This is a genomic window from Dyadobacter luticola (genome assembly GCF_005860805.1).
GTDB classification, from domain to species: domain Bacteria; phylum Bacteroidota; class Bacteroidia; order Cytophagales; family Spirosomataceae; genus Dyadobacter; species Dyadobacter luticola.
Genome location: NZ_VCEJ01000002.1, coordinates 1,060,192 through 1,082,296, shown reverse-complemented (window position 1 = coordinate 1,082,296; position 22,105 = coordinate 1,060,192). Strand labels below are relative to the sequence as shown.

The window sequence follows — 22,105 nt, the reverse complement described above, 5'->3', positions numbered from 1 at the left end:
CCATAGTTAAAACTTATCGTTAAGAATAACTCAAACCTACCAGGGACTGATTCCGGTATCCGGCGCATTATCGTCACTAAAAAACTGACCTGTCAGACCGTCCGGGCCGAGCGTCGCAGCTTTAACAAGCCGTGCCGCTGCATCTTCCACGGTGCCGGGACCGCTGTGATGATTAAAATCGGTAGCGGTATAACCCGGATCTACTGCATTGACTTTGAACGCAGTATCCCGCAATTCGTAAGCAAGTACAATGGTAAAAGCGTTGAGTGAAGCTTTGGATGATGTGTAAACTGCGCCTTTCACTGGGTAATATTTCCAGGTAGGATCATTATGCAAAGTCAGCGAACCGAGGCCGGAAGTAACATTGACGATCCGCGGCTCAGGCGAATTTTTCAACAGATCCAGAAATGCCTGCGTGGTTTCGATCACACCAAAAAAATTGGTCTCGAAAACTTCCTTAAAAACGCTGATATCCGTTTCCTGGGCTGTTTGCGGAAAGCTGCCGCTGATCCCCGCATTGTTAATGAGCACGTCCAACACCTGGGTTTTTCGGCCAACTTCTTCGCGGGCCGCCTTGATGGATTCGTGACGATCGACGTCGATCACGATAGGCTCTACATTGTTCAGTCCCTCTGCATTCAGCTGATCCACAGCCTTTTGGCCTTTTTCCAGATCCCGGCTACCGAGGTAAACGTAGTAGCCTTTTTGTAATAACTGCCGGGCAGTTTCAAAGCCAATGCTCTTGTTGGCGCCTGTTATCAATACTGTTTTCATGTTTCATTTGTTTTTGATGTACAAAACTACTTTGTGCACCGCTGACATTTGAAACACATTTTCCGGCATTAATGGTACATTTCACGGATAGAGGCGCGGTATTCGGCGGGCGTCAGATCCGTTTCGCGTTTGAAAAAACGGTTGAAATAAGAAGCGTCGGAAAAACCGAGGTCGTAGGCAATTTCTTTCAGGGAATATTCGGTGTGGAACAACATGCGCCGTGCCTCCATCACCAGTCGCTCGTGAATGTGCGCGATGGCAGGTCTGCCGCTCTGGACCTTCACGATTTCGCTCAAATGTCCGGCGGAAACATTCAATAAAGATGCATATTCGCTCACCTGGTGCATTTCCCGGAAATGCTCGTCAATTTTTGCGTGGTATTTCTTCAAAACCAACTTGTCCGTTCCAGTAGCATCTTGTTCAAATTGTTCGGTATATAAACGGCTCAGGTAGGTCAGCAAAACGGTCAGGTAAGCTGTCAGCATTCTCTGCTGCCACTCACCGGGATCGTTGTATTCTTTATAAATTTTATCAAGCAAATCTTCGGTAAAAGCTGCGTCAGCCTCATTCAGGAGCAATTCATGCGCATTGTGCGGATTTCTGATCAGCGGCAGGCGGCCCAGCGACGCATTGTCCTGCAAGGCTAAAAATTCGGCGGTGAAAGCAAATGCAGTTCCCCAGATCGGCTTGGCTTCTTCCTTGACAATCAGCTGGTTTGGACCGGAAAAATAAAATGCGCTTTCTCTGATTGTGTACGGCCTCATGTCCACCCAATGTCGCCCCGTGCCCGTTTTGGCAAAAACCATCAGATAGTAAGCTTTACGGTGCGGGACCAAAAGCTCGGATTGATAGCTCAATGTGCCTTCCATCCTGATCATACTAAAAAGTTCGCCCGCCAGAATCGGGTCGTCGCTCAGGGAATGTACGGGAATTGGCTGCTCGTTTTGGATCAGGTTCATGAGAGGAATTACAACAATATATTTATAGTGAGCATCTTACCAGAAACGGATGCCCACTTTCACACCAAATTTATTTAAAACAGCGTCAACTTCGTGCTAACCCCAATCCCGAATTTGCTCAAAAATGATGCGGAAAACTAGTGTTGAGTCGCATGATAAGCTGTCGCAAACTCCTTCGCGAACTCGGAGAGCTTCGTTTTACCCATTTTTGGCTGGTTGCAGTGGAAGTTTTCGAGGGTCTTGCCGCTGTGCATGGCGGCCTGCATTTCGACCAATGTTTCGGCCAGCTTTTCGGGCACTTTGGCCATTTTCAGTCCGTTCAGCATTTCTTTGTCCGAAAGCAGCACCCATTTCAGCCAGGGCTTACCTACTGCGGTACCAATGATCTTTGCGGCTTGGTTGCAGGTCATTTCTTCGCTGCCAACGTAGCGGATCGTTTTCTCTTTTGGCATTAAAACCAGCTCCTCCGCCACGGCATCGGCGATATCTTTGGGCGATACAAATACGATCCGGTCATCACCCCCGCAGTTCCCCATGAGTACGCCGGTTTTCCCTGTTAGCAGCGCCCAAATTCCTGAATATCTGAAAGTCAGGAATTTACCGATAAAACCTTTGCCTTTGATCAAATCCATCGACTGGTAAAAGTTGGTATAAAACGAGCCAGGCCGCATGATCGTCAGGGATGCTTTGAGCCCATCAAAGTAATGTTCTGCATTTTCAGCTTTGACCAGGTCGGCCGCCCAGCCACTCATCAGTACCACGCGTTTTGTCCCTGCCGATTTCAGTGCCTGCGCATAATTTTGAGCCATCCGGCGCAGATATTCGGCCAGGTCGGGCTCGGTGAAACTCAGCGGGATCATGGCATAAACCGCGTCCGCACCTTTGAATGTTTCGGTCAAAAAGCCGACGTCAGAAATCGAACCGATCGCCGCCGTCGCCCCCAGTTTTTCAATCGGTCCCCGCTTTCCGTCGTCACTGCTCACAACCGTCACGGCATGACCCTGCCCTACCAATGCCTCAGCCAGCGGCCGGCTAATGTTCCCCAAAGAACCTGTTACAACAATTTTCATATCCTATCCTGTTTTGTTGAAACAAAGGTCGGACGCGCCAGTTAGGAGAATTTAGCCGATTCTATGTTTGATTTAGCCGAAACAGGAAAACCACAAATTCCCCGGTAGTAATGCCTGATCGAGCACTTTACAATTTGAGATATTAAAATCAGGGAACGATGACAAATGCTGTTCGACTTGCGTTGCTTGTGATTTCACTATGCGTTTTTTGTAGTGAAAGACCAGTATCGGCGCAGACACCCACCCGCATGGGGCCTGCATCGGACGAGGTGATCAAGAAAGCATTTGCGGCCGTTCAGGCGGATATAAATAGTTTCAAAGCGCATAGAAGCTACATTTATGCGATGGGCATGAAAAATCCGCATCTCTGGGAACAATACGAAACCTGGATGAAAGCTTATCCGGACAATGTCAACATTCCGATAGCGATCGGGAAAGTTTATTACATGGCTGCGATGCCTCAGCCGAAAGATTTCCTGCTTAAAGCGGCTGCACTTGCACCTGATAGCGCATCTGTTTGGTATATGCTTGCCGAAGACGCGAATATGGCGGCTCGAAACGATTTATTCCAGGAATATATCGGTAAAGCGGCGACAGCCGACCCTTCAAATGTCAACTATGCATTCGGCTACCTTAAATCTTTGGAACCAGGCAATCGCGATCATTACGAGCGAATGGTGTTTGATTTCGCAAATCGATTTCGAACAGATGAACGTGGCGCACAAGCATTGTTTGGACTAGGCCTACAAAAAACCGATCTGGAAAAGCAAAGGCAACTTTTTGAAATGCTGCGCGAATTGTACCCGCCGGAGAAATTTGGCGCTACCGTGCTCGCGATGACCCATTTAACTGATATCTATCTTCAAACAAATCCTGAAAAAGCCCTCCTGCTGGCCGAAGAAATGGGCGGAGAAGGTGATTGGAAAAACAGAAAACAGGCTGCGGAAACATTGATTGCAGTTGAAAACCTGGAACGAGATCAAAAATATCCCGAAGCTTTAACCAAGCTAGAAGAAGTGAAATTGCCCCGCGTCAATTTTACAAACGATATTATCCTTCTCAAAAAAGCGTCTTTATTGGAAAACACAGGTAATGTTGAATCTGCTTATGATAGCCTGGCTGCAAGGTTTGCAAAACTGCCAACCGATGCGGTTTTCCAGGCCCTCCAATTCTATGGTAAGAAAATGGGTAAGGAAAAAGATCAGGTTGATCAAGATATTCAATTATTACGGGCCAAAGCGGCTACACCCGCCTACCCTTTTGAACTGGGCACGTACACAACAAGCGACTCTCTGAAAATGGATGCGTTAAAAGGGAAAGTGATTTTGCTGACAATCTGGTTTCCGGGCTGCGCTCCCTGCCGGGAGGAATTCCCGCATTTTCAGCAGGTCGTGGATATTTTCAAAGGTGACAGTCTGGTTTACCTGGGAATCAATGCTTTACCGTCGCAGGATGGTTTTGTGTTACCTTTTATGAAAAACACCGGATATTCCTTCATCCCGCTGCGCGGCAGCTTTGCTTACACCCAGCAACATTTCGGCGTCAACGGTGCGCCTGAGAATTTTTTGATTGACAAAAACGGCAACATTATCTTCAAAAATTTCCGCATTGACAGCTCCAACCACCGGACGCTGGAATTGATGATTTCATCTTTGTTGGAGAAGGGACGCTAGGCGCATCTCTCATTCACTTTGCATTTCGTAGACGTCCGGTCCGGAGGAAGGCACGATAATTTTCCCGGTAATAGCAGATTATAAGGGGCGTTGATATGTATTCCTGCGGTAAAAGTTTTAAATTCAGCTTTATACAAAAAATTCACCATGACGAAAATCAAATTAAACATTAACAACAAGGATACTGTCCTGGAAGCTGATCCGCAAATGCCGCTGCTCTGGGCGATCCGCGATCTGGCCGGGTTGAAAGGGACCAAGTATGGCTGTGGCGTAGCGCAATGCGGCGCATGTGTCGTGCATTTGAATGGTGAGGCGGTGCGCTCCTGCGTGACCAAAGTGAGCCGGGCCGAAGGTAAGAAAGTGGTGACTATTGAGGGACTTTCGGAAGATAATAACCATCCCGTGCAGAAAGCCTGGCAAGATCTTGACGTACCGCAATGTGGGTATTGCCACTCCGGCCAGATCATGTCTGCGGTGGTGCTGCTGCGCGAAAAACCCGATCCGACCGATCAGGATATTGATGATGCGATGGCAGGAAACGTTTGTCGCTGTGGCACTTACCTGCGCGTGCGGAAGGCCATCCACCTGGCGTCTGAACTGCAAAAAACAGCCAGCAATGGTTAATCACCGACATTAAAATCTCACCATGAAATTTTTGAAATTCAGAAGAACTCCGCTCATTTCCCAGCGGAATGCGACATTGCTTTCGGTCCTGATTTTCTGCGGGGCCGTGGCGCTATCCGCATTTCGGACAACCGATCATTTGGTCACCATCCATTTTAAAACAGAAAATAAAGACAGCATTGAATCCGTGAAAGCATTCATGGATGTATACACGGTGCTGATGAGTCCGCGCTGCATGAACTGCCACCCGGCGGGCGACGTACCGCTGCAAGGTGACGACAGCCATCTGCATGCGATGGGACCCAAGCGTGGCGCGGACGGAAAAGGCGTGTATGCGATGAAATGTATGAACTGCCACCAGCCGACCAACACGCCCGGCCTGCACACGCCTCCCGGTAACCCAAACTGGCACTTACCTCCCGCCGACATGAAAATGGTTTTCCAGGGAAAAACGCCGCATGAGCTTGCTAAACAGCTTGTTGACAAAAGTAAAAACGGTAACAAAGACACAAAACAGCTTCTGGAACATGCCCACGATTCGCTCGTGCTGGCAGGCTGGGACCCGGGTGAGGGTCGCACATTGCCGCCGATGAGCCACAAAGATTTTGTAAAAGCCTGGAATACCTGGATCAAGAAAGGTGCTTACGCGCCCGCTCCTACCACCAACTGACCGCATTTAATATGGACAATACATCATTATCAAGAAGGAATTTCCTGAAAACAACCGGCGCTGCGGGTGCTTTTCTTTCGCTGGGATTTTACATGCCTGCCAGTGCCAAACAAGCCAAAATTGTGACGGCTGCGGAAGCCGATCAGTTTGGCGTGGAGCTGAATGCCTGGATCCACATTGACCAGTCGGGTAAGGTCACAATTTTCAATCACCGGGCCGAAATGGGCCAGGGATCTTACCAGGCTGTGCCGCAGATTGTAGCCGAAGAGTTGGAAGTCAACCTGGCTGATGCCAACATTGTTTCGGCAAAAGGTAACAAGGAAAAATATGGCAGCCAGATCACCGGAGGAAGTTCTACGGTAAGGGGTTCTTATAAAAACCTGTTGAAACTCAGTGCTACGGCACGCGAGATGCTGATCCAGGCCGCAGCCGCAAAATGGTCGGTGGACAAGGCTACATGTTATGCCGAAGGCGGAAAGGTTTTCCATAAACCGTCGGGCAGGCAAATGCACTACGGCGAGCTCGTGGAAGCTGCCTCCAAACTGGAACCGCCCAAGGATGTGGTTTTGAAAAAACGTGCTGACTATAAGTTGATTGGCAAGCCGCTGAAACGGATGGATACGCATTTGAAAACAAATGGTACCGCTGTTTTTGGCATTGATAAAATGCTTCCCGGTATGCTCTACGCCGCCGTGGAACGCAACCCGCGCATGCTGGGAAAGGTAAAAAGTTTTGACGATTCTGCTGCGCTCAAAGTACCAGGCGTAAAAAAGGTGGTAAAGATCAAAAGAGGCGTTTTCACTGCGTACCGCGAAGGTGTGGCAGTGGTGGCGGACTCGACCTGGGCCGCAATACAGGGTAAAAAAGCTTTGAAAGTGCAGTGGGATGATTCGGGTTTTGAACATCTGGACACCGAAGAAATTTATAAAAGACAGGCAAAAGCACTGGACACGCAGGAAGGTTTACCTTTTAAAAAACAAGGCGATGTGGACGGCATTCTGAGCAAGGCTTCGAAAAAAATCGAGGCGACTTACGAAACACCGTACCAGTACCACGCCTGTATGGAGCCGCTGAATTGCGTGGCACATTACCAGGGCGACAAGCTGCAAATCTGGGGACCGGTGCAGGCGCCCGAGTGGCTGCAGGAATATCTGAGCAAGGAAATGGGTCTGGACAAAAAGAATGTGGAGGTGAATATGACCTTCCTGGGCGGCGGTTTTGGCCGGAAAGCCCTGATGGATTATCCGCACGAAGCCGCAGAAATTTCGAAAGCGATGAAGACGCCAATCCAGGTGGTATGGACGCGGGAGGACGATGCCACCCAGGGACCTTACCGGCCGGGGATCACCTATCGCTGCGAAGGCGTAGTGAAAGATGGCGGGATCGATGCATTGAAAGTAAAACTGGCGGGACAGAATATCGGCCACGCGTCGGGTGCGCCGAAAGATAAACCAAATGGCAGCGCTTCCGAGGGATTTTTGAAACCTTATGCCGAATCCATCAAAAACCTGGCGATTATGGATGTGCCTTTTGAAACGCCGATTCCGGTGATCTGGTGGCGGTCGGTGTATGCTTCTACGAATGGTTTTGCTTATGAAAGTTTCCTGGATGAACTGGCCGCAGAAGCCGGAAAAGACCCGCTGGATTTCCGCAGGGCACATTTGAAAGAGGAACGTTTGCAAAAGTTGATTGATAAAATCGAAAGTGTTTCCGGTTGGAAAAAGCGGAAAAAAGGCGAAGGTTTTGGCGTTGCGATCACCGAATGTTTCGATAGCACGGTAGCGCAGGTAGTGAAAGTTTCGAAAGCTGCGACGGGCGGCGTAAAGATCGATAAAGTATGGGCCGTGATGGATTGCGGCTGGTACGTGAACCCGGATACGATCGAAGCGCAGGTGGAAGGTTCCATCGTGATGGGACTTGGCGCGGCGACCATGCACGAGGTGAAATTTAAAGATGGGATCCCCGTAGACAACAATTTCAGCACATACCAGATGCCGCGCATTACCGACATTCCGCCGATTGAAGTACACATTATGGACAATGATGAGAATGCAGGTGGCGTAGGCGAGCCAGGTTTGCCGCCTTTTGCGCCCGCACTGACAAACGCGATTTTCGATTTGACCGGAAAACGCATCAGAAAGTTACCATTCAATTTGGCGGCCGTTTAAGCGATCCTTGCATTTTTTGCATAACATTATGCTGGCAAATCTCTGAGCAGACTGTCCAGACCAAATAATTAAACCACAAAAATCTACACATGACGGAATCATTTGAAATCAAAGCATTTGGAAATGAGGCGGCAGAAGCTGACCTCGAACAACTTACCATTAAAAGAAGAAAAGCTACGCCTCACGACGTAGAGATTGACATTTTGTTTTGCGGCGTTTGCCACTCCGATCTTCACACAGCCCGCAGCGAGTGGGGCCCGACAATGTATCCCTGCGTGCCGGGTCACGAGATCGTTGGTAAAATAAAAAGCGTAGGTGATCACGTAAGCAAATTCAAAGTGGGCGACATTGTCGGCGTGGGTTGTATGGTCGATTCTTGCCGCGAATGTGAGTATTGTAAAGACCATCTGGAACAATATTGCGAGCCGGGTATGACAGGCACTTACAATTCGCCGGACAGTTATTTCCCCGGTTCCCCAACTTTCGGTGGATATTCTGAAACTGTGGTGGTTGATGAAAACTATGTATTGCGAATTCCTGAAAATCTGGATCTTGCGGCTACTGCGCCCCTGCTTTGCGCGGGTATCACCACTTACTCTCCCCTGCACCACTGGCAGGTAGGCCCGGGTAAAAAAGTAGGTGTTGTCGGCATCGGCGGTCTGGGTCACATGGCCATTAAAATTGCCAAAGCCATGGGTGCGCACGTGGTAGCATTCACGACGTCGGAATCCAAATTCGAAGAAGCAAAACGCCTTGGTGCTGACGAAGTTGTATTGTCAAAAGACAAGGAACAGATGGCGGCATTCAAAGGGAAACTGCATTTCATCCTGGATGCCGTGAGCGCTGAGCACGACATTAATACATACCTCGGATTGCTCCGCGTGGATGGTTCGCTGGCATTGGTGGGCGCGCCTGAGCATCCGCTGCCGGTAGCTGCATTCAGCCTGATCGGTGGTCGCAAAAGTTTTGCGGGATCTGCGATCGGCGGGATCAAGGAAACACAGGAAATGCTGGATTTTTGCGGTGAGAAAAACATTACCGCGGACATTGAAATGATTGACATTCAAAATATTAACGAAGCGTACGAGCGGCTGCTGAAAGGTGACGTCAAATATCGTTTCGTGATTGATATGACTTCTTTGAAAAATAGCTAAGACCTGAAAACGTGCCGCCGTGTCATTTCGTCCGGCGGCACTTTTCACTGCAATATTTCACCTCGTCCCACACTTTCTCCCACTTCTTCCGCCAGGTAAAAGGCCTGCCGCAAACTACACAATTCTTCTCCGGGAGGTCTTGCTTTTTGATTCCTTTCATTTTTGAAATTGTTGTCGGTTAGAAGCTTGGAATTATTTTTCATAAAGTTCGCTCCCAGCAACTATCCCATTAAATCCATTCCAATACAATCCAACAAAAACTTTCTCCGCATACAACGATTTGTAAACATTCCAGCCTCCTTGTTTCAATCAACCTGCATTTATTAGGTTGAACCTACATTGAAATATAGCACTGCCCAGAAATGTTAAAAATTTCTCCTTCGTTTTTAGTATTGATAAAAAATCTAATAACCCTGATTGCGATCATTTCTGCCGGAAATGTTTTTGCTCAGGAAAAAACTGCGGTAACATTTTCACAAGAGCCGGATACGCTTGTAAAACAGCGGTTTATCGACAGATATGAAAATGTCTTTATGACCAAAGTGCCCACTCGCAATATGTTTAAACTGGGATTGTCGCAATATTATCAGGCAGTCCCCTACCCGCTGAGCGATGATAAAACCCTCAACAATTTATCGCTTCATCTGGGCTATGAAGTAAAGTTTCTCCCCGCCTTTTCGCTGGCATTGTCGGGACATTTTCCGCTTTACGGCGTAAATGCGCCGATCAGGGAATCCTGGCAAAATACGGTTATTGATGCGCAGCTTCGCTGGTTTGTCAACATGCGCCGACGTATCAAGTCCGGAAAAAGTGCCAACAATTTCAGCGGAAATTATGCCGCATTATTCTTTAACATTCCCGGTACCGTTGAAAATGATCCGAAGGCAGGAATAAAGTTTGGATTTCAAAGACGCTTTCTAAATCATGGCTATATGGATTTTTCCTTTGCCCTTTTCAAATCAGTTTTTGATTACTCATACGGATTTGGAGCGACAGGTTTGCAGTTTTCGACGCAAGCAAGTATGGGCATTGCGCTCGGAGATTGGAAAAAATCGGCCACCGCGCCTTTTTGCGACATTTTACGTTGTGATGAATTTCAGGGTCAGCAGTGGAAGATCAGATTGCCGGAACTTACGGTGGGCTATTATTTAAACAGAATTCGGGTGGGTGTTGCATTTGAACGAAAAATCAAAACCTCTCCCTGGACTGTTAATGTGCAATTAGATGCTGCAATGAATAACGGATTTAACTATCTGAGACACGATAATCAGATCGAAATCGGCTATGACCCCAATACATACCTGCCTATTTACAGAATATTTCCGTATACACTCGTTTATTCCAGGGAAAAGATTGCCATATTCTCAGTACAGCCGCGATATTATTTCCTGCAAAAACAACAGCAAAGAAGAGGCAAAGGCGGTAATGGATTGTCCGGCTGGTATGCTGGTCTCCACACAGAATACAATTACTACAAAGGCAAACATTCCGACGTTCGGGGCGTGGATTTAAAAAGTGAGACCAACATGATTCAGGCTGGCCCACTTTTAGGTTTTCAGCTTCGCGCATTTCGCCGCGGCTATATTGATCTTAATACATCGTACAATGTGAAAGAGCAATTAAACAATAACAAAACATCGCTGGGATTCAGGACAAATATCGGTGTCGGTCTGGCGCTCTGATTGATTAGAAGCCTACTGCCAATTTCCACAGCAAACCCTCCGCCACTGCCTGGTAAACTGTCCGCACTTCCGGCTGAAAGCCCAGGTTCCGCGCCAATGAACTGTCGACTTGTAAATGCCAGGGATTGGTGAGCGGCTCCGAAGACGATTCCATGGTTACGCCGACCAATCGCAGGAGTTCGTAGACGGAAGTCGGGGCTTCGTCGGAAATGTTCACAATGCGCCCATCCATCTTTCCGGCGAACGCCATTTTGATGGCATTTGCGATGTCGCGGTGGTGGATAATACTCATTCTGGCTGCGGGATGCCATTTTCCCAAAACATGTTCCGGCAGCATTTCTACGTGCTTGTCGCCGTCGCCGTATACAAACGGAAACCGGAGTACCGACCAGTTGAGTCCGCTTGCGCGCAGGGCGTTTTCGGCTGCCAGCTTGCTTGCCGGATAAGCCAACTGCGGATTAAGTTCGTCGTCTTCCCGGCCAGGGTGCGGATTGTCTGCATTATAAACGTGCGCCGTGCTGGCAAGGATGAATCGGGCATTTGGCGCATATTTTTTTGCGGCGTCGATAAGATTCTGCGTTCCTTCCAGGTTACTTTTCCAGATAAGATCCGTATCAGCCGTGCGGAATACGGCAGCGAGGTGAATAATGGCGGATGCGTCTTTCACAGCTTCTGTGAGCGTTTCTGCGTCGAGGATATCTCCTTCCACGGCATTAATTCCCTCCGGAACCGGTTTACCGCCACGAACCAGGGCGTGACAATTCCAGCCCTCCGCTGCAAGCCTCGGAAGCAGGCGGGCACCTACCAGACCAGTGATGCCGGTAATCAATATTTTTTCTGATTTGTTGTCCATAACTCATGTATTAATGTGATGGACAAAGCTCGGAAGAGGAATTTTAAATGGGCCGGACGAAAAGCGGGCAGTTCAGGACAAATCCTGAAAAAAACCTGCGACGGTCTTGCCGGTCACTTTCTTGAAAAGCCTTGAAAAGTAATCCGGATCATTGAAACCCAGGTCAAAAGCCAGCTCTTTCACGGAAGTCCGCTCACCATAATAAAGCCTGCGCCGCGCTTCGAGGATAAGCCTATCAGTCACAAATTCCTTAGGCGAAAGTCCTGAATACTGCTTGACGATCTGGTACAGGCTGTCCTGACTCATCGCCAGCGCTTCTGCAATGTCACGGATGGTGGGATGGTCGGTCAGGTTATTTTCAACAAATACTTTGAAGCCGATAAACTTGGAAATACGGTCATCCACAGGCCTTTCTTGCCCGGCAAAATATGCGGTGTTGATCTCGGTCAGCAGGCTATTCAGGTGGGCCAGGATCAGGTCCGGTTCGGTATCGGGCGTACCCAGCAGGTTTTTTAATATTTCAAAAATCGAACAAAGTCTGGCTGCGGCAGCATGGGGAAATGCTATCTTATGCTGATTGAGCGGGTTTAATAGAAAAGGATATTGCCTGGGCAGCCGTGACAAACATTCCTCATCAAAACCTAATTTGTAATAATCCTTGCCATGCGCACTTTCCGGAAGCTGCTGCATCTGATGTGGCAACGAAAACAGCAATTCATTCTTCCCGATTTCAAATTCATCCAGATCAACCCCGTGGCGGCTCGTCCCTTCCAGCACAAAAAGGAAAAAATAGTACGGCAGCCGGCGCGTAAGCCCATATTTACCGATCACATCCTTTGGCAAATGACCAAAATCGGGCGATACGATGCGGATCGGCAGCTGGTCGTTCTGGCTAAAATCCGGCGGCAGTGAATGCTTGCGGGTTGTCGTTTTCATGGTTCAAAGGTACTCGGGTCGTATTTACGAAATTAGCTACTTACGGCAAAGTATCTTAGTCGAAATGCAAATCAGGGGATTTACAAACATCTGGTTTGCAAATCCCCTGATTCATTTTTTACAAAAACGCTGATTCAAGCACTTGATTAACCGTTATAATTCGGGTCAAAATCTACGATCCACTCGATACCATATTTGTCCCGGAACATACCTGCATAAGTACCCCAGGGACTGTCACCGATCGGTCCTTCTACACTACCCCCGGCCGATAATCCGTTGAAAAGCCTGTCTGCCTCTTCACGACTTTCTGCACTGATTGAAATTTTGGACCTGTTTTCATTTTCATTTACCCGTCCCATAAATTCCGGAACATCGTTGGCGAGCAGCACATTGTGCTTTCCGATAGGCAAAATGATGGTCATGATCTTATTCGCCTCGCTTTCCGGTATGGTAAATTCATCGCTTGCCAGATCTTTGAAGCGAACGATTTTTGAGAATTCTCCGCCAAAAACGGATTTGTAAAAAGTGAATGCTTCCTCCGCATTTCCGTTGAAATTGATCCAGGGATTAATTGTCCTCATAGTTTTATTTTTTTAGTTTTTTTGACATTGCATAATGCAAAGGTGGAATATAATCCTGCCACCGAAACTGTGTAAATGCGACATCTTAGGGGGTGAATAGTGCCAAAGTTGGGTTTGCCCATGAATTTAGATCCCGAGAAAATCCGGATACGTTTTCCCCGGATCTGGATAATCGCTGCTGCCGGGTGCTTCCTAAGTTTGTGTCATAAAATTTTACTTTATGATAGCTGCAAAAGGATATGCGGCGCAAACAGCGGAAAGCCCGCTGGCGCCCTGGCAATTTGAAAGACGCGACATCGGCGCGCACGACGTACAAATCGAAATTCTGTACTGCGGGGTTTGTCATACCGACATTCACCTGACCCGAAACGAATGGTTTGAGGGCATTTTCCCGATGGTCCCCGGCCATGAAATTGTTGGACGCATCAGCGCTGTGGGCGCTCACGCCAGAAAGTTCGGCATAGGCGACCTTGGCGGTGTCGGCGTAATGGTGGATTCGTGCCGGGAATGTCAGGACTGTAAAAATGGCCAGGAACAATTTTGCTCCGTGTCGCCAGTCCAGACGTACAATAACCTGGGTCACGACGGTTTGCCGGTTTACGGAGGTTACTCAAACACGATTGTGGTGAACGAAGACTTTGTGCATCACATTTCAGAAAAGCTCGACCTGGCTGGCGTAGCACCGTTGCTTTGCGCCGGAATTACTACTTACTCGCCATTGAAACGTTGGAATGTGGGCAAGGGTCATAAGCTGGCCGTGGTCGGCTTAGGCGGATTGGGTCACATGGGCGTTAAATTTGGGAATGCTTTGGGAGCCGAGGTAACGGTGCTGAGTACTTCACCAGGCAAGGAGGAAGCTGCACGGAAGCTTGGCGCATTACATTTTATTATTTCAAAAGATGAGGCGCAGATGAAGGCGGCATTCAAGACTTTTGATTTTGTACTGGATACGGTTTCCGGCAACAGCGATGTAAACCCCTATCTTTCTGTGTTGAAAACAAACGGCATTTATGTGAATGTAGGTATGCCCGCCAAGCCGTGGGAAGTGAGCTCATTCTCTTTGGCAATGGGTAACAAGGTCATCGCCGGTTCAGGCGCAGGTGGGTTGCCCGAGACGCAGGAAATGCTGGATTTTTGTGCAGAACACGGCATTGTGTCCGACATTGAACTGATCGATATCAAAGATATCCATACCGCATACGACCGGATGCAGCGTGGCGATGTCAGATATCGTTTTGTCATTGACATGAAAACCCTGTAATTTCAATAGGTGAACAAGCCATATCTCATCAATTCCATATCCGAGCAGCATCGCCTGCTCGGATTGCCCAAGCCGAAGCATCCGCTGGTCAGCGTTTTCCGGCATGAACATGCTGCCTACGATAGGCTCACTGAATTACAGCATTTTACACTCAATTTTTTTTGCATATCCATCAAGAAGAATTATGACGGCAAGCTGAAATACGGGCACCGGCATTATGATTTTGATGAAGGGATGATGGCATTTATCTCTCCACATCAACTGCTGATGAAACTTAGCCCGGGAACGAAACCACCGGGTGGTATTACGCTGATGTTTCACCCTGATTTCATCGCCAATACGCCACTGGCAGCCAGGATTCGGAACTTCCATTTTTTCTCGTACGAGCTTCACGAAGCGCTGCATTTATCGGAAGAGGAGGAGGCAAAGATTGAAGGCATCTTCACCAACATTGAAAGTGAATACCAGACCAGTATAGATAATTTCAGCCAGGACGTGATGATCGCCCAGATCGAGCTTTTGCTGCAGTACAGCAGCCGTTTTTATGCCCGCCAATTCATTACACGCAAAGTAGCGAATGACGAAATCCTGACCCGCCTCGAAACCGTCCTGGATCAATTCTGGGATCAGCAAAAAGGATTGCCTAGCGTGCAGCAAATCGCAAAAGAACTAAACCTTTCCCCCGGTTACCTCAGCGACATGCTGCGAATCACCTCCGGCCAGACAGCCCAGCAGCACATTCAGGCCAAGGTAATTGAAAAAGCCAAACAGTTGTTGTCAACGACCAACTTACAGGTAAGTGAAATCGCCTACCAGATGGGATTTGAGTATCCGCAATCGTTTCACAAGCTATTCAAAAACAAGACAAATATGTCGCCGATGGAATACCGGAGTAGTTTCAATTAAAAAAAGGGTAGCAGCGCTTTTAAGCAAAGAAAAGCTTGCCTACGAAATTTGAATAACAAATGCCGTCAGTTCAGCCATTTTGCCGTCCTCAAATCGCCAAACGTCGCAATACGAATAATTGACAAGATTTCCATCCGCATCCTTCAAATCGATCTTGCCAATCGCGGTGACGTAAACCCCTCCTTCAATCATATTTTCCACATCAAATTGAGGCGGCTCCAAATAAGTTTCGGCCATATACTGCCGCACGGCCTCCTTCCCTCTTAAAGTCTGATCACCGACAAAAGTCCATACGACATCATCCGTACAGAAAGCCAGGAAACCTTCATTGTCCCCTTGCATCACGGCGTTGTTGGCGGCTTGCAGGATTTGTTTGTTGTTCATTGGAAGTGGTTTTTTTGATGAATTGGTAGTTAAGTTAATGTGCGGATCCGGCATGATTACGCATTTCAGCTTCTTCTACCTGGATGCAGAAGATGCATCGCTTCCAGTGGCCCTATTTATTTTATGGGAGTGATAGCCTCTCCATCATAGCGAAACAGACCACTTAAAGTGCCAAACCAGATGCTTCCATCTTTCGCTTCTGCAATGCCAAAAATCATATTTTTATAATCTTCATATTCCGCCATTACATCGGTTACGTTCGGTTTCTGGTCAGACAATGTTTGAACGTCATAACGTGAAAGTGCCCATCTGTCGCTTCCGTTATACGGAGGTTTTGAACTAGTCCAGATGTTCCCTTTTTTGTCTTCATAAACATACCCGGTAGGTTGCTGTGAAAAATTGGTAAATGTATTACCACTGATGCGCCAGAGGCCGTCTTCTATGCCTGCCAGCCAAATATTACCTTTTGTATCCTTGATTATCTTTCGGACATTAAAAAGAGGCTCACCATGATTTGTAACAACGGTAAACTTCTTCCCGTCAAAAGTGAAGGTATTGCCCCTTGTGCCAAACCAAAATTTTCCCGTATCGTCTTCAACAATTGAATTAACATCGTTATCGTAAGGATCAAAACGTGACGACCCCGCTCGGCGGTCCGACTCATTCATCTTAAATGTTGTAAATAATTTTTCCTTTGCCCCAAGCGTATCTGACTTTTGAGCGTCCGAATTGGACCGCCGGGCAGGATTGTAGCGGCTTGCACCGGCTTTTGTCCCAAACCAGATATTGCCATTTTTATCCTCATAAATAGCAAGAACCTGATCACTCGCGAGCCCGTCCTCGATCGTAAAATGCTGAAGAGATTCTCCTCCTGCCCGCCCGGGTTGGTAATAGTATACTCCTGAGTAGGTTGTCGAAAACCAAAAGTTCCCTTCCTTATCTTCCAATATATCAAAAAAACGGGCTGAGCTTATTTCGCTAGTAATGTTCGTAAAAGACTTTCCTGCTGCCTGTGTGGAATCCTGCCGAAAAATACCATCAAACGCGGCAACCCACATATTGCCCTTACTATCCTCCATAATATTACGGGTGATTGTCTTAGGTACGCCGGAGACAATCAATTCTTTCGGTTCGGGCTTCGTCTCATTTGGCAGGCCAACTTGCCCTTGTCCTTCACAGAAAGTGGATAGAATCAAAATGAAAAAGACACTGATGTGCACGGATTTTGCCATGTTAATGAATAGGTAAATTGTTTTTAATTTAACAAGTCCTAATGTAGACATCCGGTTTGTTGCTGCTTGTAAATCAATTGTAAAAAGATGTAAATGCATGTAAATTTTTCTGCACAGGTTCGAAAATGAATTTGTTTTTAACCACGACTCGCTCGTGATCCTGGCAGAGGACTTGCTCACTGCATCACAGTTTCCATCTGGTTACACCGTCACAGTACACAAAAATTTCGGTGAACTGATTTCCCGAGAAACGCTGATGCAGGAAATCTGGATCAATGAAGCGGTTTTCATCGGGCGTAGTCTGGACATGTTTATTCCAAACTGCGAAAGAAATTAAGCGCTGATCCTGAGCTGAGAATAACGAATGTTCATGGGAAGGGATACAAACTGGAAATACCGGAAAGACAGATTATTTGAAGTCTATTTATTATACTCTACATTAAGGTTCTTTTTATATAACGCCCTCGATACTGAGACAACTGTTTTGCACATAAGAACGAAAATGACAAAAGTTAAGAGCCGGGCTTTATTGCTAGCCGATATTGTTCAAATAAAAGGTAACTTAAACAGCTTGAAAACGGAGCTTGATAAGTATCCATGGGATAGCGAAATAGCACTTATAACTGTCTCTAAAGGTGATTTTACATATCTTATTAATCGGGCCATTGCTGGTGATATCACGTTCGAAACCGTAGAAGAATGGGCAAATATCCTCGAATGTCGAGACGATGTAGCTTATGAAAATCAGATGATGGAAGACATAATTTTTGAACTGGCTAATCCTTATTTAAATGGGGAAATAACGAAAGGCAAGTTAGAGGAGATACTTGACATACTACAAGGTAGTAAACTCATTTAAATGGAATTTACCAACTCACAGTCCATATATTATTAATTGTAGAAACTCTTTACTAAATATTTTGACATTATGAATTCTCGGGAAACCCTCCAATCTGAGATATTCTATCCTTGCCACTTCTACTTCCGAAAGGGCCACATATTTGGGAGGTTTCATGAAAACAGCACCATGGACTTTCTCGACAAGAAACTAAGGATGCTAGCGCAGATATCGCTATTGCCTTTGGTTTGACAAATGTTTCGCTGACCTTCCGTAGTATAGGTAAATCAGCGTCCCTAGAAATGGGAAGAAAAGAATTACAATTAACCAAAGTAATTTTGGGATTGCGGGTAGATCTTTATTAGAAAATAGATCGACGACCGTCCATATCACAACTGAGTAAAATAGTATGGCAATCGAAATCAGCAAAAGCTCCTGATTTCCTAGCCCAAACAATGTGGTCAATATGGCCATACTGATTTATAAGTAGTTGGATAATAGCATAAATATAAAGATTGGATACCTCTTTCCAAATACTCTTTCATCTTTTATGACTACGGGCCATCAAGCATTCCCGTTTTCAGATTGTTTAATGTTTCGTGTTATCAGATACGCAACCAACATATTAGGGAGCCAACATAGCCACGCTACAAGTATATATGCTTTGGTAAAATCCTGATAAACAGCGACTAGAACCGGTAGCAAGATGCGGAGTGTTACAGCAGCAAAGCATGCGGCGTAGCTGTAAGTCATGAACTTTTGATGCTGATTAATCTTCCCCTTTAAAATACTGGCATAGCCTAGCAGCGTGCTGGTAAACCAGACAATAGCCAGACATAGAAATCCCATTGCAGCCATCCAACCTCCCTGTGCGTGCAGTGCCAGATACGCAGCAGAAGCCGAACTGCAAAGTGCAAGTAACAGATATAGTTTTCCAAGGTTGCGGTGGAGTACCGGGGATGACATTCTGATCCTTTGATTAAATTGAACCCAGCCGCAAAGCAGAGCCAGTCCTCCGGCGGTAATGTGTATATAAAAAGCGGAGCTCCATACTAAGCTGGCCAATAGCGCGCTGTTCTTACTGCCCAGTATTCCAAAATTGTTCTGGAAAAAATAGAATAATGGGTACAATCCTATGAACGTGGCAAGCACGGCGATCGTAATCCGGGAGATTTTGCTACTCAATGAAGGGCTTGATTTTTGTGTCATAGATACCGTTTTCGTGTAGGATGCCTTTATGGGCAGCAAAGTTGCTTTTTTACTTCTATACAACAGTTATTAACTTGGGTTACAAAAGACTGTTCGCATGAAAATACTATTTGGAATAATGATTGCCACATTGATCGCAGCTGAGTCTCCGAGACAGGTACTGCTTTTCTATACAGACAGCGGTTTAACAAAGCAGAAATCGCAGATGGCTATCTTGGATGCACATCAAAAAGATATGATTGAGCGTGATATTAATGTGCACAAATTCCCTTTCTCCGGGAAAAATTTGTCTGCTTGGAAGAAGTGGGACATCGACAGCGCCAGCTCCTTCACTTTTATATTAGTTGGCCGCGATGGTGGTGAAAAGTTTAGATCCAGCGATGTGGTGAGTGCCGAGAAGTTGTTTGGCCTGATTGACGCGATGCCGATGCGAAAAAGTGAGGTCAAGCGCAGCCGAGGTAATAATCCAAAGTAGCAACAAATGGGTCAGCGTCAATCAAAGGAAACGCCATCTTATTTAAATTTTGACGAAGGCGCCTATCCCTGGAAGCCGGACATTGACTACAAAAAACATCCGGAGCTGTACCGTGTCGGCAAAGGCGAGCAGGGTGTTTTGATCTGCGAGCCTTACAAATCGGAGATCGGCAAATTTTGGCGATTTAAAACTAAGGATATAGCAAAGGAAAGCAGCAGCAAGATTTATGAACTATTCCTTAGTTACTTGAAAGAAAAAGATTTTGTAGGCGCAGATATGGCCCGCAAATACCTACAAATGGGATTTACCAGGGCGCGGCGCTATGCCAATTATAAGGGCGGCAAGAAATACGATAAAGACAATCAATACGCGCTTCTTGAAAAAGGCACAGGGCAACAAGAAAAAGCCGAAGCCGCTACAGTATTTTATGAGAAGTGGAAGCAAGCAGAAAGTAATGAGCAGTATGCGCAAATGAAAAAGGCTTGGAAAAACAAGATTGGCTGAATTTGCACATTGCTTCATCCCAATTCTGACGAGTCGTTTTTGGTGAGTCAGATTAGTGAAGGTCTACACGGCTATAAAAGCCCGCCAGAAACGGTAATCCGCTCACCTGTTACCCAGCCTGCCTCATCGGAAGCCAGAAATACGGCAACCTTTGCGATATCTTCCGGCTGACCGATCCGTCCCAGTGGTGTGAGGGGAAGCATTTGTTTTTCAATGTCGCCGCCAATGATACCCATTTCGTGGTTTCCTTCGGTGTCGGTCACGCCCGGGGCGATGGTGTTGATGCGGATGTTTTTAGGACCTAATTCTTTCGCCAATGTTTTTGTAACATTGTCGATACCAGCTTTGGCTGCAGAATACACCATGACACCGGGGATCGGGTTTTGACTTACCGTTGAACTGACATTGATAATGCTCCCGCCCCTGTCGCCAAATAAACTGACGGCCTGCTGAATCGTCAGAATCGGTCCCATCAGATGGGTATTGACCTGCAAATGAAAGCTCTCTTCCGTTATTCCGTCCAGCATTTCTATTTTGAAAACACCTGCATTATTGACCAGAATATCGAGCTGACCATACGTCTTTACCGTCTCGTCGAGTAATCTTTTGATATCATCAAATTTGGAAATGTCCGCTTGTATGGCCGTGGCAGTTCCGCCTTTTTGGATGATATCACTGATAACCTTCTCAGCATTGGTTCTGCTGGATGCATAGTTGACAACCACTTTCGCGCCTTCTCTGGCAAATGCTTTTGCTATTCCTGCACCAATTCCTTTGGATGCACCGGTCACTACGGCGACTTTATCTTTCAATTTTAAGCTCATCTTATTTTCTAATTTTAATGAGCTGCAAAGCTAGGGTGTACATTTCCTTACGTCAAGTATGTACTTTTTTGTATCTTACATACTATTTAGAATCTATTGCTGATTATCAATCCATTAAAATGAAGAAAAATAAACACGAATGTCCGGATATGCCGACATGCTCCGTCGATTACGCATTCAGACGGATCGGCGGAAAATACAAAGGCCGGATCCTGTGGTACCTGCATGAACATGCTATCCTGCGCTACGGCGAGCTCGGCAGGACTTTACCCGATGTAACAACCAAAATGCTGACACAAACTTTGCGGGAATTGGAAGCCGATAACCTGATCAGCCGGAAAGTGTACCACGAAGTACCGCCAAAAGTTGAATATACCTTGACCGAAGTTGGGCAGGAGCTGATCCCGTTTATTGAATATCTCCGGCAATGGGGCGAGAAACAGATCAAAAAGGAAACCGAGCTGTCGATTCAGTATCAAGCATCATAATCCGTCGATTTTGTCAGCACTTCCCAATCCTTGTAAGAGGAAGACAGCAGGTCTAACTTGGCGAATGCGCGCGCATAAGCATCGCTACCCAAAAGTAAATACAAAGGTGGCTGTGCCATTTCGGTCACTTCCATCATGGCCTTTGCAGCCTTTGCCGGGTCACCGGCCTGTGTGCCGCTCTTGGCCGCAAACTTTTCCTGTAAGGACCGCACTTCCGAATAAGCATCGATTTTGCGCTGCGATAATACCAGCGAATCCGGATTGTTGAAGTTTGTGCGAAAAGCGCCGGGAGCAACCAGCGTTACTTTGATGCCCAGGTGACGGACATCGTCAGCCAGCACTTCGGTCAGGCCGATCACCGCGTGTTTTGCAGCGCCGTAAACCGACCAGCCTGCGCTCGGGGCAATACCAGCAATCGAAGAAATGTTGATAATATGACCTGATCCCTGCCTGCGCATCACAGGCAGCACGTGGCGGATGACATTGATCGTACCAAATACATTGATGGCAAAACTATCGCGAACTTCTTTGTCTGTCAGCTCTTCCATGCTCCCGCCGATGCCGTAACCGGCATTGTTAACCACCACGTCGATTCCGCCGAAATGTTGATCCGCCTGCCCGATGGCAGCCGCCACACTTTCGTCGCTGCCTAGTTCCACACCTAATGGTAAAAATGCATCTCCCTGAAAGCCGACTGCCTCAATGAGGCTGGCCGTGTTGCGGGAAGTAGCCGCTACCTGGTGGCCTGCCTGCAATAATCGCTTCACTAATGTCAATCCCAGGCCTTTTGAAGCGCCTGTGACAAACCATGTTTTTCTGTTTTCCATATCCCGTATTTTG

26 protein-coding genes are annotated in these 22,105 nt (G+C 47.0%); 13 read left to right on the top strand and 13 right to left on the bottom strand.

What is annotated here, in order from left to right; all coding sequences use genetic code 11:
- Positions 1-36: 36 nt before the first annotated feature.
- From FEN17_RS04635 to FEN17_RS04625, 3 genes are all read right to left on the bottom strand, one after another.
- Positions 37-774 carry an SDR family oxidoreductase gene (locus FEN17_RS04635; RefSeq protein WP_138364113.1) on the bottom strand — a complete coding sequence of 246 codons (738 nt, stop codon included), beginning with the start codon at positions 772-774 and terminating at the stop codon, positions 37-39.
- Between the two features lie 68 nt (positions 775-842).
- Positions 843-1,733 carry a helix-turn-helix domain-containing protein gene (locus FEN17_RS04630; RefSeq protein ID WP_138364112.1) on the bottom strand — a complete coding sequence of 297 codons (891 nt, stop codon included), beginning with the start codon at positions 1,731-1,733 and terminating at the stop codon, positions 843-845.
- 137 nt (positions 1,734-1,870) lie between these two features.
- Positions 1,871-2,803 carry an NAD(P)H-binding protein gene (locus tag FEN17_RS04625; RefSeq protein WP_138364111.1) on the bottom strand — a complete coding sequence of 311 codons (933 nt, stop codon included), beginning with the start codon at positions 2,801-2,803 and terminating at the stop codon, positions 1,871-1,873.
- Positions 2,804-2,961: 158 nt separating this feature from the next.
- Between FEN17_RS04625 and FEN17_RS04620 the strand changes: the two genes are divergently transcribed.
- The 5 genes from FEN17_RS04620 (at position 2,962) to FEN17_RS04600 (ending at position 9,092) form a co-directional block, all read left to right on the top strand.
- Positions 2,962-4,476 (top strand): TlpA disulfide reductase family protein, encoded by a 1,515-nt coding sequence (locus FEN17_RS04620; RefSeq protein ID WP_138364110.1) that lies wholly within the window; start codon positions 2,962-2,964, stop codon positions 4,474-4,476.
- Positions 4,477-4,623: 147 nt separating this feature from the next.
- Positions 4,624-5,100, top strand: a complete 477-nt coding sequence (locus tag FEN17_RS04615; protein ID WP_138364109.1) for a (2Fe-2S)-binding protein — start codon at positions 4,624-4,626, stop codon at positions 5,098-5,100.
- A gap of 22 nt (positions 5,101-5,122) precedes the next feature.
- The gene (locus FEN17_RS04610; RefSeq protein WP_138364108.1) at positions 5,123-5,770 is read left to right on the top strand and encodes a cytochrome c; all 648 of its coding nucleotides are present in this window, start codon (positions 5,123-5,125) and stop codon (positions 5,768-5,770) included.
- Positions 5,771-5,781: 11 nt separating this feature from the next.
- Positions 5,782-7,938, top strand: coding sequence for a molybdopterin cofactor-binding domain-containing protein (locus FEN17_RS04605; protein ID WP_138364107.1), 2,157 nt, complete (start codon positions 5,782-5,784; stop codon positions 7,936-7,938).
- An 89-nt stretch (positions 7,939-8,027) separates the two neighbouring features.
- Positions 8,028-9,092 carry an NAD(P)-dependent alcohol dehydrogenase gene (locus FEN17_RS04600; RefSeq protein WP_138364106.1) on the top strand — a complete coding sequence of 355 codons (1,065 nt, stop codon included), beginning with the start codon at positions 8,028-8,030 and terminating at the stop codon, positions 9,090-9,092.
- Positions 9,093-9,114: 22 nt separating this feature from the next.
- Here FEN17_RS04600 and FEN17_RS04595 read toward each other — a convergent pair whose 3' ends face one another.
- Complete coding sequence (locus FEN17_RS04595; protein ID WP_138364105.1) at positions 9,115-9,252, bottom strand: DUF2256 domain-containing protein; 138 nt, start codon at positions 9,250-9,252, stop codon at positions 9,115-9,117.
- 232 nt (positions 9,253-9,484) lie between these two features.
- Between FEN17_RS04595 and FEN17_RS04590 the strand changes: the two genes are divergently transcribed.
- Positions 9,485-10,774 carry a hypothetical protein gene (locus FEN17_RS04590; RefSeq protein ID WP_138364104.1) on the top strand — a complete coding sequence of 430 codons (1,290 nt, stop codon included), beginning with the start codon at positions 9,485-9,487 and terminating at the stop codon, positions 10,772-10,774.
- Positions 10,775-10,778: 4 nt separating this feature from the next.
- On the opposite strand, the gene FEN17_RS04585 is transcribed toward FEN17_RS04590, so the two are convergent.
- The 3 genes from FEN17_RS04585 to FEN17_RS04575 all read right to left on the bottom strand — a co-directional run bounded on the left by FEN17_RS04585 (position 10,779) and on the right by FEN17_RS04575 (position 13,144).
- Positions 10,779-11,627, bottom strand: coding sequence for an NAD-dependent epimerase/dehydratase family protein (locus FEN17_RS04585; RefSeq protein WP_138364103.1), 849 nt, complete (start codon positions 11,625-11,627; stop codon positions 10,779-10,781).
- Between the two features lie 72 nt (positions 11,628-11,699).
- Entirely contained in the window at positions 11,700-12,563 is an 864-nt protein-coding gene (locus tag FEN17_RS04580; RefSeq protein ID WP_138364102.1) for an AraC family transcriptional regulator, read from the bottom strand.
- Positions 12,564-12,709: 146 nt separating this feature from the next.
- Positions 12,710-13,144, bottom strand: coding sequence for a VOC family protein (locus FEN17_RS04575; RefSeq protein WP_138364101.1), 435 nt, complete (start codon positions 13,142-13,144; stop codon positions 12,710-12,712).
- Positions 13,145-13,364: 220 nt separating this feature from the next.
- On the opposite strand from FEN17_RS04575, the gene FEN17_RS04570 reads away from it, so the two are divergent.
- Both FEN17_RS04570 and FEN17_RS04565 read left to right on the top strand, forming a co-directional pair.
- Positions 13,365-14,405, top strand: a complete 1,041-nt coding sequence (locus FEN17_RS04570) for an NAD(P)-dependent alcohol dehydrogenase (protein WP_138364100.1) — start codon at positions 13,365-13,367, stop codon at positions 14,403-14,405.
- A gap of 9 nt (positions 14,406-14,414) precedes the next feature.
- On the top strand, positions 14,415-15,311 hold the full coding sequence (locus FEN17_RS04565) for a helix-turn-helix domain-containing protein (protein WP_138364099.1): 897 nt from the start codon (positions 14,415-14,417) through the stop codon (positions 15,309-15,311).
- A gap of 39 nt (positions 15,312-15,350) precedes the next feature.
- Here the strand turns inward: FEN17_RS04565 and FEN17_RS04560 are convergent, their stop codons facing one another.
- Both FEN17_RS04560 and FEN17_RS04555 read right to left on the bottom strand, forming a co-directional pair.
- Positions 15,351-15,695 (bottom strand): nuclear transport factor 2 family protein, encoded by a 345-nt coding sequence (locus FEN17_RS04560; protein ID WP_138364098.1) that lies wholly within the window; start codon positions 15,693-15,695, stop codon positions 15,351-15,353.
- Positions 15,696-15,811: 116 nt separating this feature from the next.
- Entirely contained in the window at positions 15,812-17,026 is a 1,215-nt protein-coding gene (locus FEN17_RS04555) for a ligand-binding sensor domain-containing protein (RefSeq protein ID WP_229208691.1), read from the bottom strand.
- 55 nt (positions 17,027-17,081) lie between these two features.
- Between FEN17_RS04555 and FEN17_RS04550 the strand changes: the two genes are divergently transcribed.
- Positions 17,082-17,264 carry a helix-turn-helix domain-containing protein gene (locus FEN17_RS04550; protein WP_138364097.1) on the top strand — a complete coding sequence of 61 codons (183 nt, stop codon included), beginning with the start codon at positions 17,082-17,084 and terminating at the stop codon, positions 17,262-17,264.
- Positions 17,265-17,429: 165 nt separating this feature from the next.
- Positions 17,430-17,786, top strand: coding sequence for a hypothetical protein (locus FEN17_RS04545; protein WP_171037842.1), 357 nt, complete (start codon positions 17,430-17,432; stop codon positions 17,784-17,786).
- A gap of 213 nt (positions 17,787-17,999) precedes the next feature.
- On the opposite strand, the gene FEN17_RS27960 is transcribed toward FEN17_RS04545, so the two are convergent.
- The gene (locus FEN17_RS27960) at positions 18,000-18,239 is read right to left on the bottom strand and encodes a PLD nuclease N-terminal domain-containing protein (protein ID WP_138364095.1); all 240 of its coding nucleotides are present in this window, start codon (positions 18,237-18,239) and stop codon (positions 18,000-18,002) included.
- 90 nt (positions 18,240-18,329) lie between these two features.
- A complete protein-coding gene (locus FEN17_RS04535; RefSeq protein WP_138364094.1) occupies positions 18,330-18,974 on the bottom strand; it encodes a DUF2306 domain-containing protein in 645 nt (214 codons plus the stop codon).
- Positions 18,975-19,071: 97 nt separating this feature from the next.
- On the opposite strand from FEN17_RS04535, the gene FEN17_RS04530 reads away from it, so the two are divergent.
- Together FEN17_RS04530 and FEN17_RS04525 are read left to right on the top strand one after the other, a co-directional pair.
- Positions 19,072-19,449: a DUF4174 domain-containing protein gene (locus tag FEN17_RS04530; RefSeq protein WP_138364093.1), complete on the top strand. Its 378-nt coding sequence runs from the start codon at positions 19,072-19,074 to the stop codon at positions 19,447-19,449.
- A gap of 6 nt (positions 19,450-19,455) precedes the next feature.
- The gene (locus FEN17_RS04525) at positions 19,456-19,953 is read left to right on the top strand and encodes a DUF4385 domain-containing protein (RefSeq protein ID WP_138364092.1); all 498 of its coding nucleotides are present in this window, start codon (positions 19,456-19,458) and stop codon (positions 19,951-19,953) included.
- Positions 19,954-20,024: 71 nt separating this feature from the next.
- On the opposite strand, the gene FEN17_RS04520 is transcribed toward FEN17_RS04525, so the two are convergent.
- Positions 20,025-20,777, bottom strand: coding sequence for an SDR family NAD(P)-dependent oxidoreductase (locus tag FEN17_RS04520; protein WP_138364091.1), 753 nt, complete (start codon positions 20,775-20,777; stop codon positions 20,025-20,027).
- 119 nt (positions 20,778-20,896) lie between these two features.
- On the opposite strand from FEN17_RS04520, the gene FEN17_RS04515 reads away from it, so the two are divergent.
- On the top strand, positions 20,897-21,265 hold the full coding sequence (locus FEN17_RS04515; RefSeq protein ID WP_138364090.1) for a winged helix-turn-helix transcriptional regulator: 369 nt from the start codon (positions 20,897-20,899) through the stop codon (positions 21,263-21,265).
- Here FEN17_RS04515 and FEN17_RS04510 read toward each other — a convergent pair.
- Positions 21,253-22,092 carry an SDR family NAD(P)-dependent oxidoreductase gene (locus FEN17_RS04510; protein ID WP_138364089.1) on the bottom strand — a complete coding sequence of 280 codons (840 nt, stop codon included), beginning with the start codon at positions 22,090-22,092 and terminating at the stop codon, positions 21,253-21,255. The two genes, FEN17_RS04515 and FEN17_RS04510, sit on opposite strands and share 13 nt — an antisense overlap.
- Between the last annotated feature and the right edge of the window lie 13 nt (positions 22,093-22,105).

Excerpts from the sequence above, each read along its gene's own strand:
- FEN17_RS04635 (WP_138364113.1), bottom strand. The coding sequence starts at position 774 with ATGAAAACAGTATTGATAACAGGCGCCAACAAGAGCATTGGCTTTGAA.
- FEN17_RS04630 (WP_138364112.1), bottom strand. The coding sequence starts at position 1,733 with ATGAACCTGATCCAAAACGAGCAGCCAATTCCCGTACATTCCCTGAGC.
- FEN17_RS04625 (WP_138364111.1), bottom strand. The coding sequence starts at position 2,803 with ATGAAAATTGTTGTAACAGGTTCTTTGGGGAACATTAGCCGGCCGCTG.
- FEN17_RS04620 (WP_138364110.1), top strand. The coding sequence starts at position 2,962 with ATGACAAATGCTGTTCGACTTGCGTTGCTTGTGATTTCACTATGCGTT.
- FEN17_RS04615 (WP_138364109.1), top strand. The coding sequence starts at position 4,624 with ATGACGAAAATCAAATTAAACATTAACAACAAGGATACTGTCCTGGAA.
- FEN17_RS04610 (WP_138364108.1), top strand. The coding sequence starts at position 5,123 with ATGAAATTTTTGAAATTCAGAAGAACTCCGCTCATTTCCCAGCGGAAT.
- FEN17_RS04605 (WP_138364107.1), top strand. The coding sequence starts at position 5,782 with ATGGACAATACATCATTATCAAGAAGGAATTTCCTGAAAACAACCGGC.
- FEN17_RS04600 (WP_138364106.1), top strand. The coding sequence starts at position 8,028 with ATGACGGAATCATTTGAAATCAAAGCATTTGGAAATGAGGCGGCAGAA.
- FEN17_RS04595 (WP_138364105.1), bottom strand. The coding sequence starts at position 9,252 with ATGAAAGGAATCAAAAAGCAAGACCTCCCGGAGAAGAATTGTGTAGTT.
- FEN17_RS04585 (WP_138364103.1), bottom strand. The coding sequence starts at position 11,627 with ATGGACAACAAATCAGAAAAAATATTGATTACCGGCATCACTGGTCTG.
- FEN17_RS04580 (WP_138364102.1), bottom strand. The coding sequence starts at position 12,563 with ATGAAAACGACAACCCGCAAGCATTCACTGCCGCCGGATTTTAGCCAG.
- FEN17_RS04575 (WP_138364101.1), bottom strand. The coding sequence starts at position 13,144 with ATGAGGACAATTAATCCCTGGATCAATTTCAACGGAAATGCGGAGGAA.
- FEN17_RS04570 (WP_138364100.1), top strand. The coding sequence starts at position 13,365 with ATGATAGCTGCAAAAGGATATGCGGCGCAAACAGCGGAAAGCCCGCTG.
- FEN17_RS04560 (WP_138364098.1), bottom strand. The coding sequence starts at position 15,695 with ATGAACAACAAACAAATCCTGCAAGCCGCCAACAACGCCGTGATGCAA.
- FEN17_RS04555 (WP_229208691.1), bottom strand. The coding sequence starts at position 17,026 with ATGCATTTACATCTTTTTACAATTGATTTACAAGCAGCAACAAACCGG.
- FEN17_RS04545 (WP_171037842.1), top strand. The coding sequence starts at position 17,430 with ATGACAAAAGTTAAGAGCCGGGCTTTATTGCTAGCCGATATTGTTCAA.
- FEN17_RS27960 (WP_138364095.1), bottom strand. The coding sequence starts at position 18,239 with ATGGCCATATTGACCACATTGTTTGGGCTAGGAAATCAGGAGCTTTTG.
- FEN17_RS04535 (WP_138364094.1), bottom strand. The coding sequence starts at position 18,974 with ATGACACAAAAATCAAGCCCTTCATTGAGTAGCAAAATCTCCCGGATT.
- FEN17_RS04530 (WP_138364093.1), top strand. The coding sequence starts at position 19,072 with ATGAAAATACTATTTGGAATAATGATTGCCACATTGATCGCAGCTGAG.
- FEN17_RS04525 (WP_138364092.1), top strand. The coding sequence starts at position 19,456 with ATGGGTCAGCGTCAATCAAAGGAAACGCCATCTTATTTAAATTTTGAC.
- FEN17_RS04520 (WP_138364091.1), bottom strand. The coding sequence starts at position 20,777 with ATGAGCTTAAAATTGAAAGATAAAGTCGCCGTAGTGACCGGTGCATCC.
- FEN17_RS04515 (WP_138364090.1), top strand. The coding sequence starts at position 20,897 with ATGAAGAAAAATAAACACGAATGTCCGGATATGCCGACATGCTCCGTC.
- FEN17_RS04510 (WP_138364089.1), bottom strand. The coding sequence starts at position 22,092 with ATGGAAAACAGAAAAACATGGTTTGTCACAGGCGCTTCAAAAGGCCTG.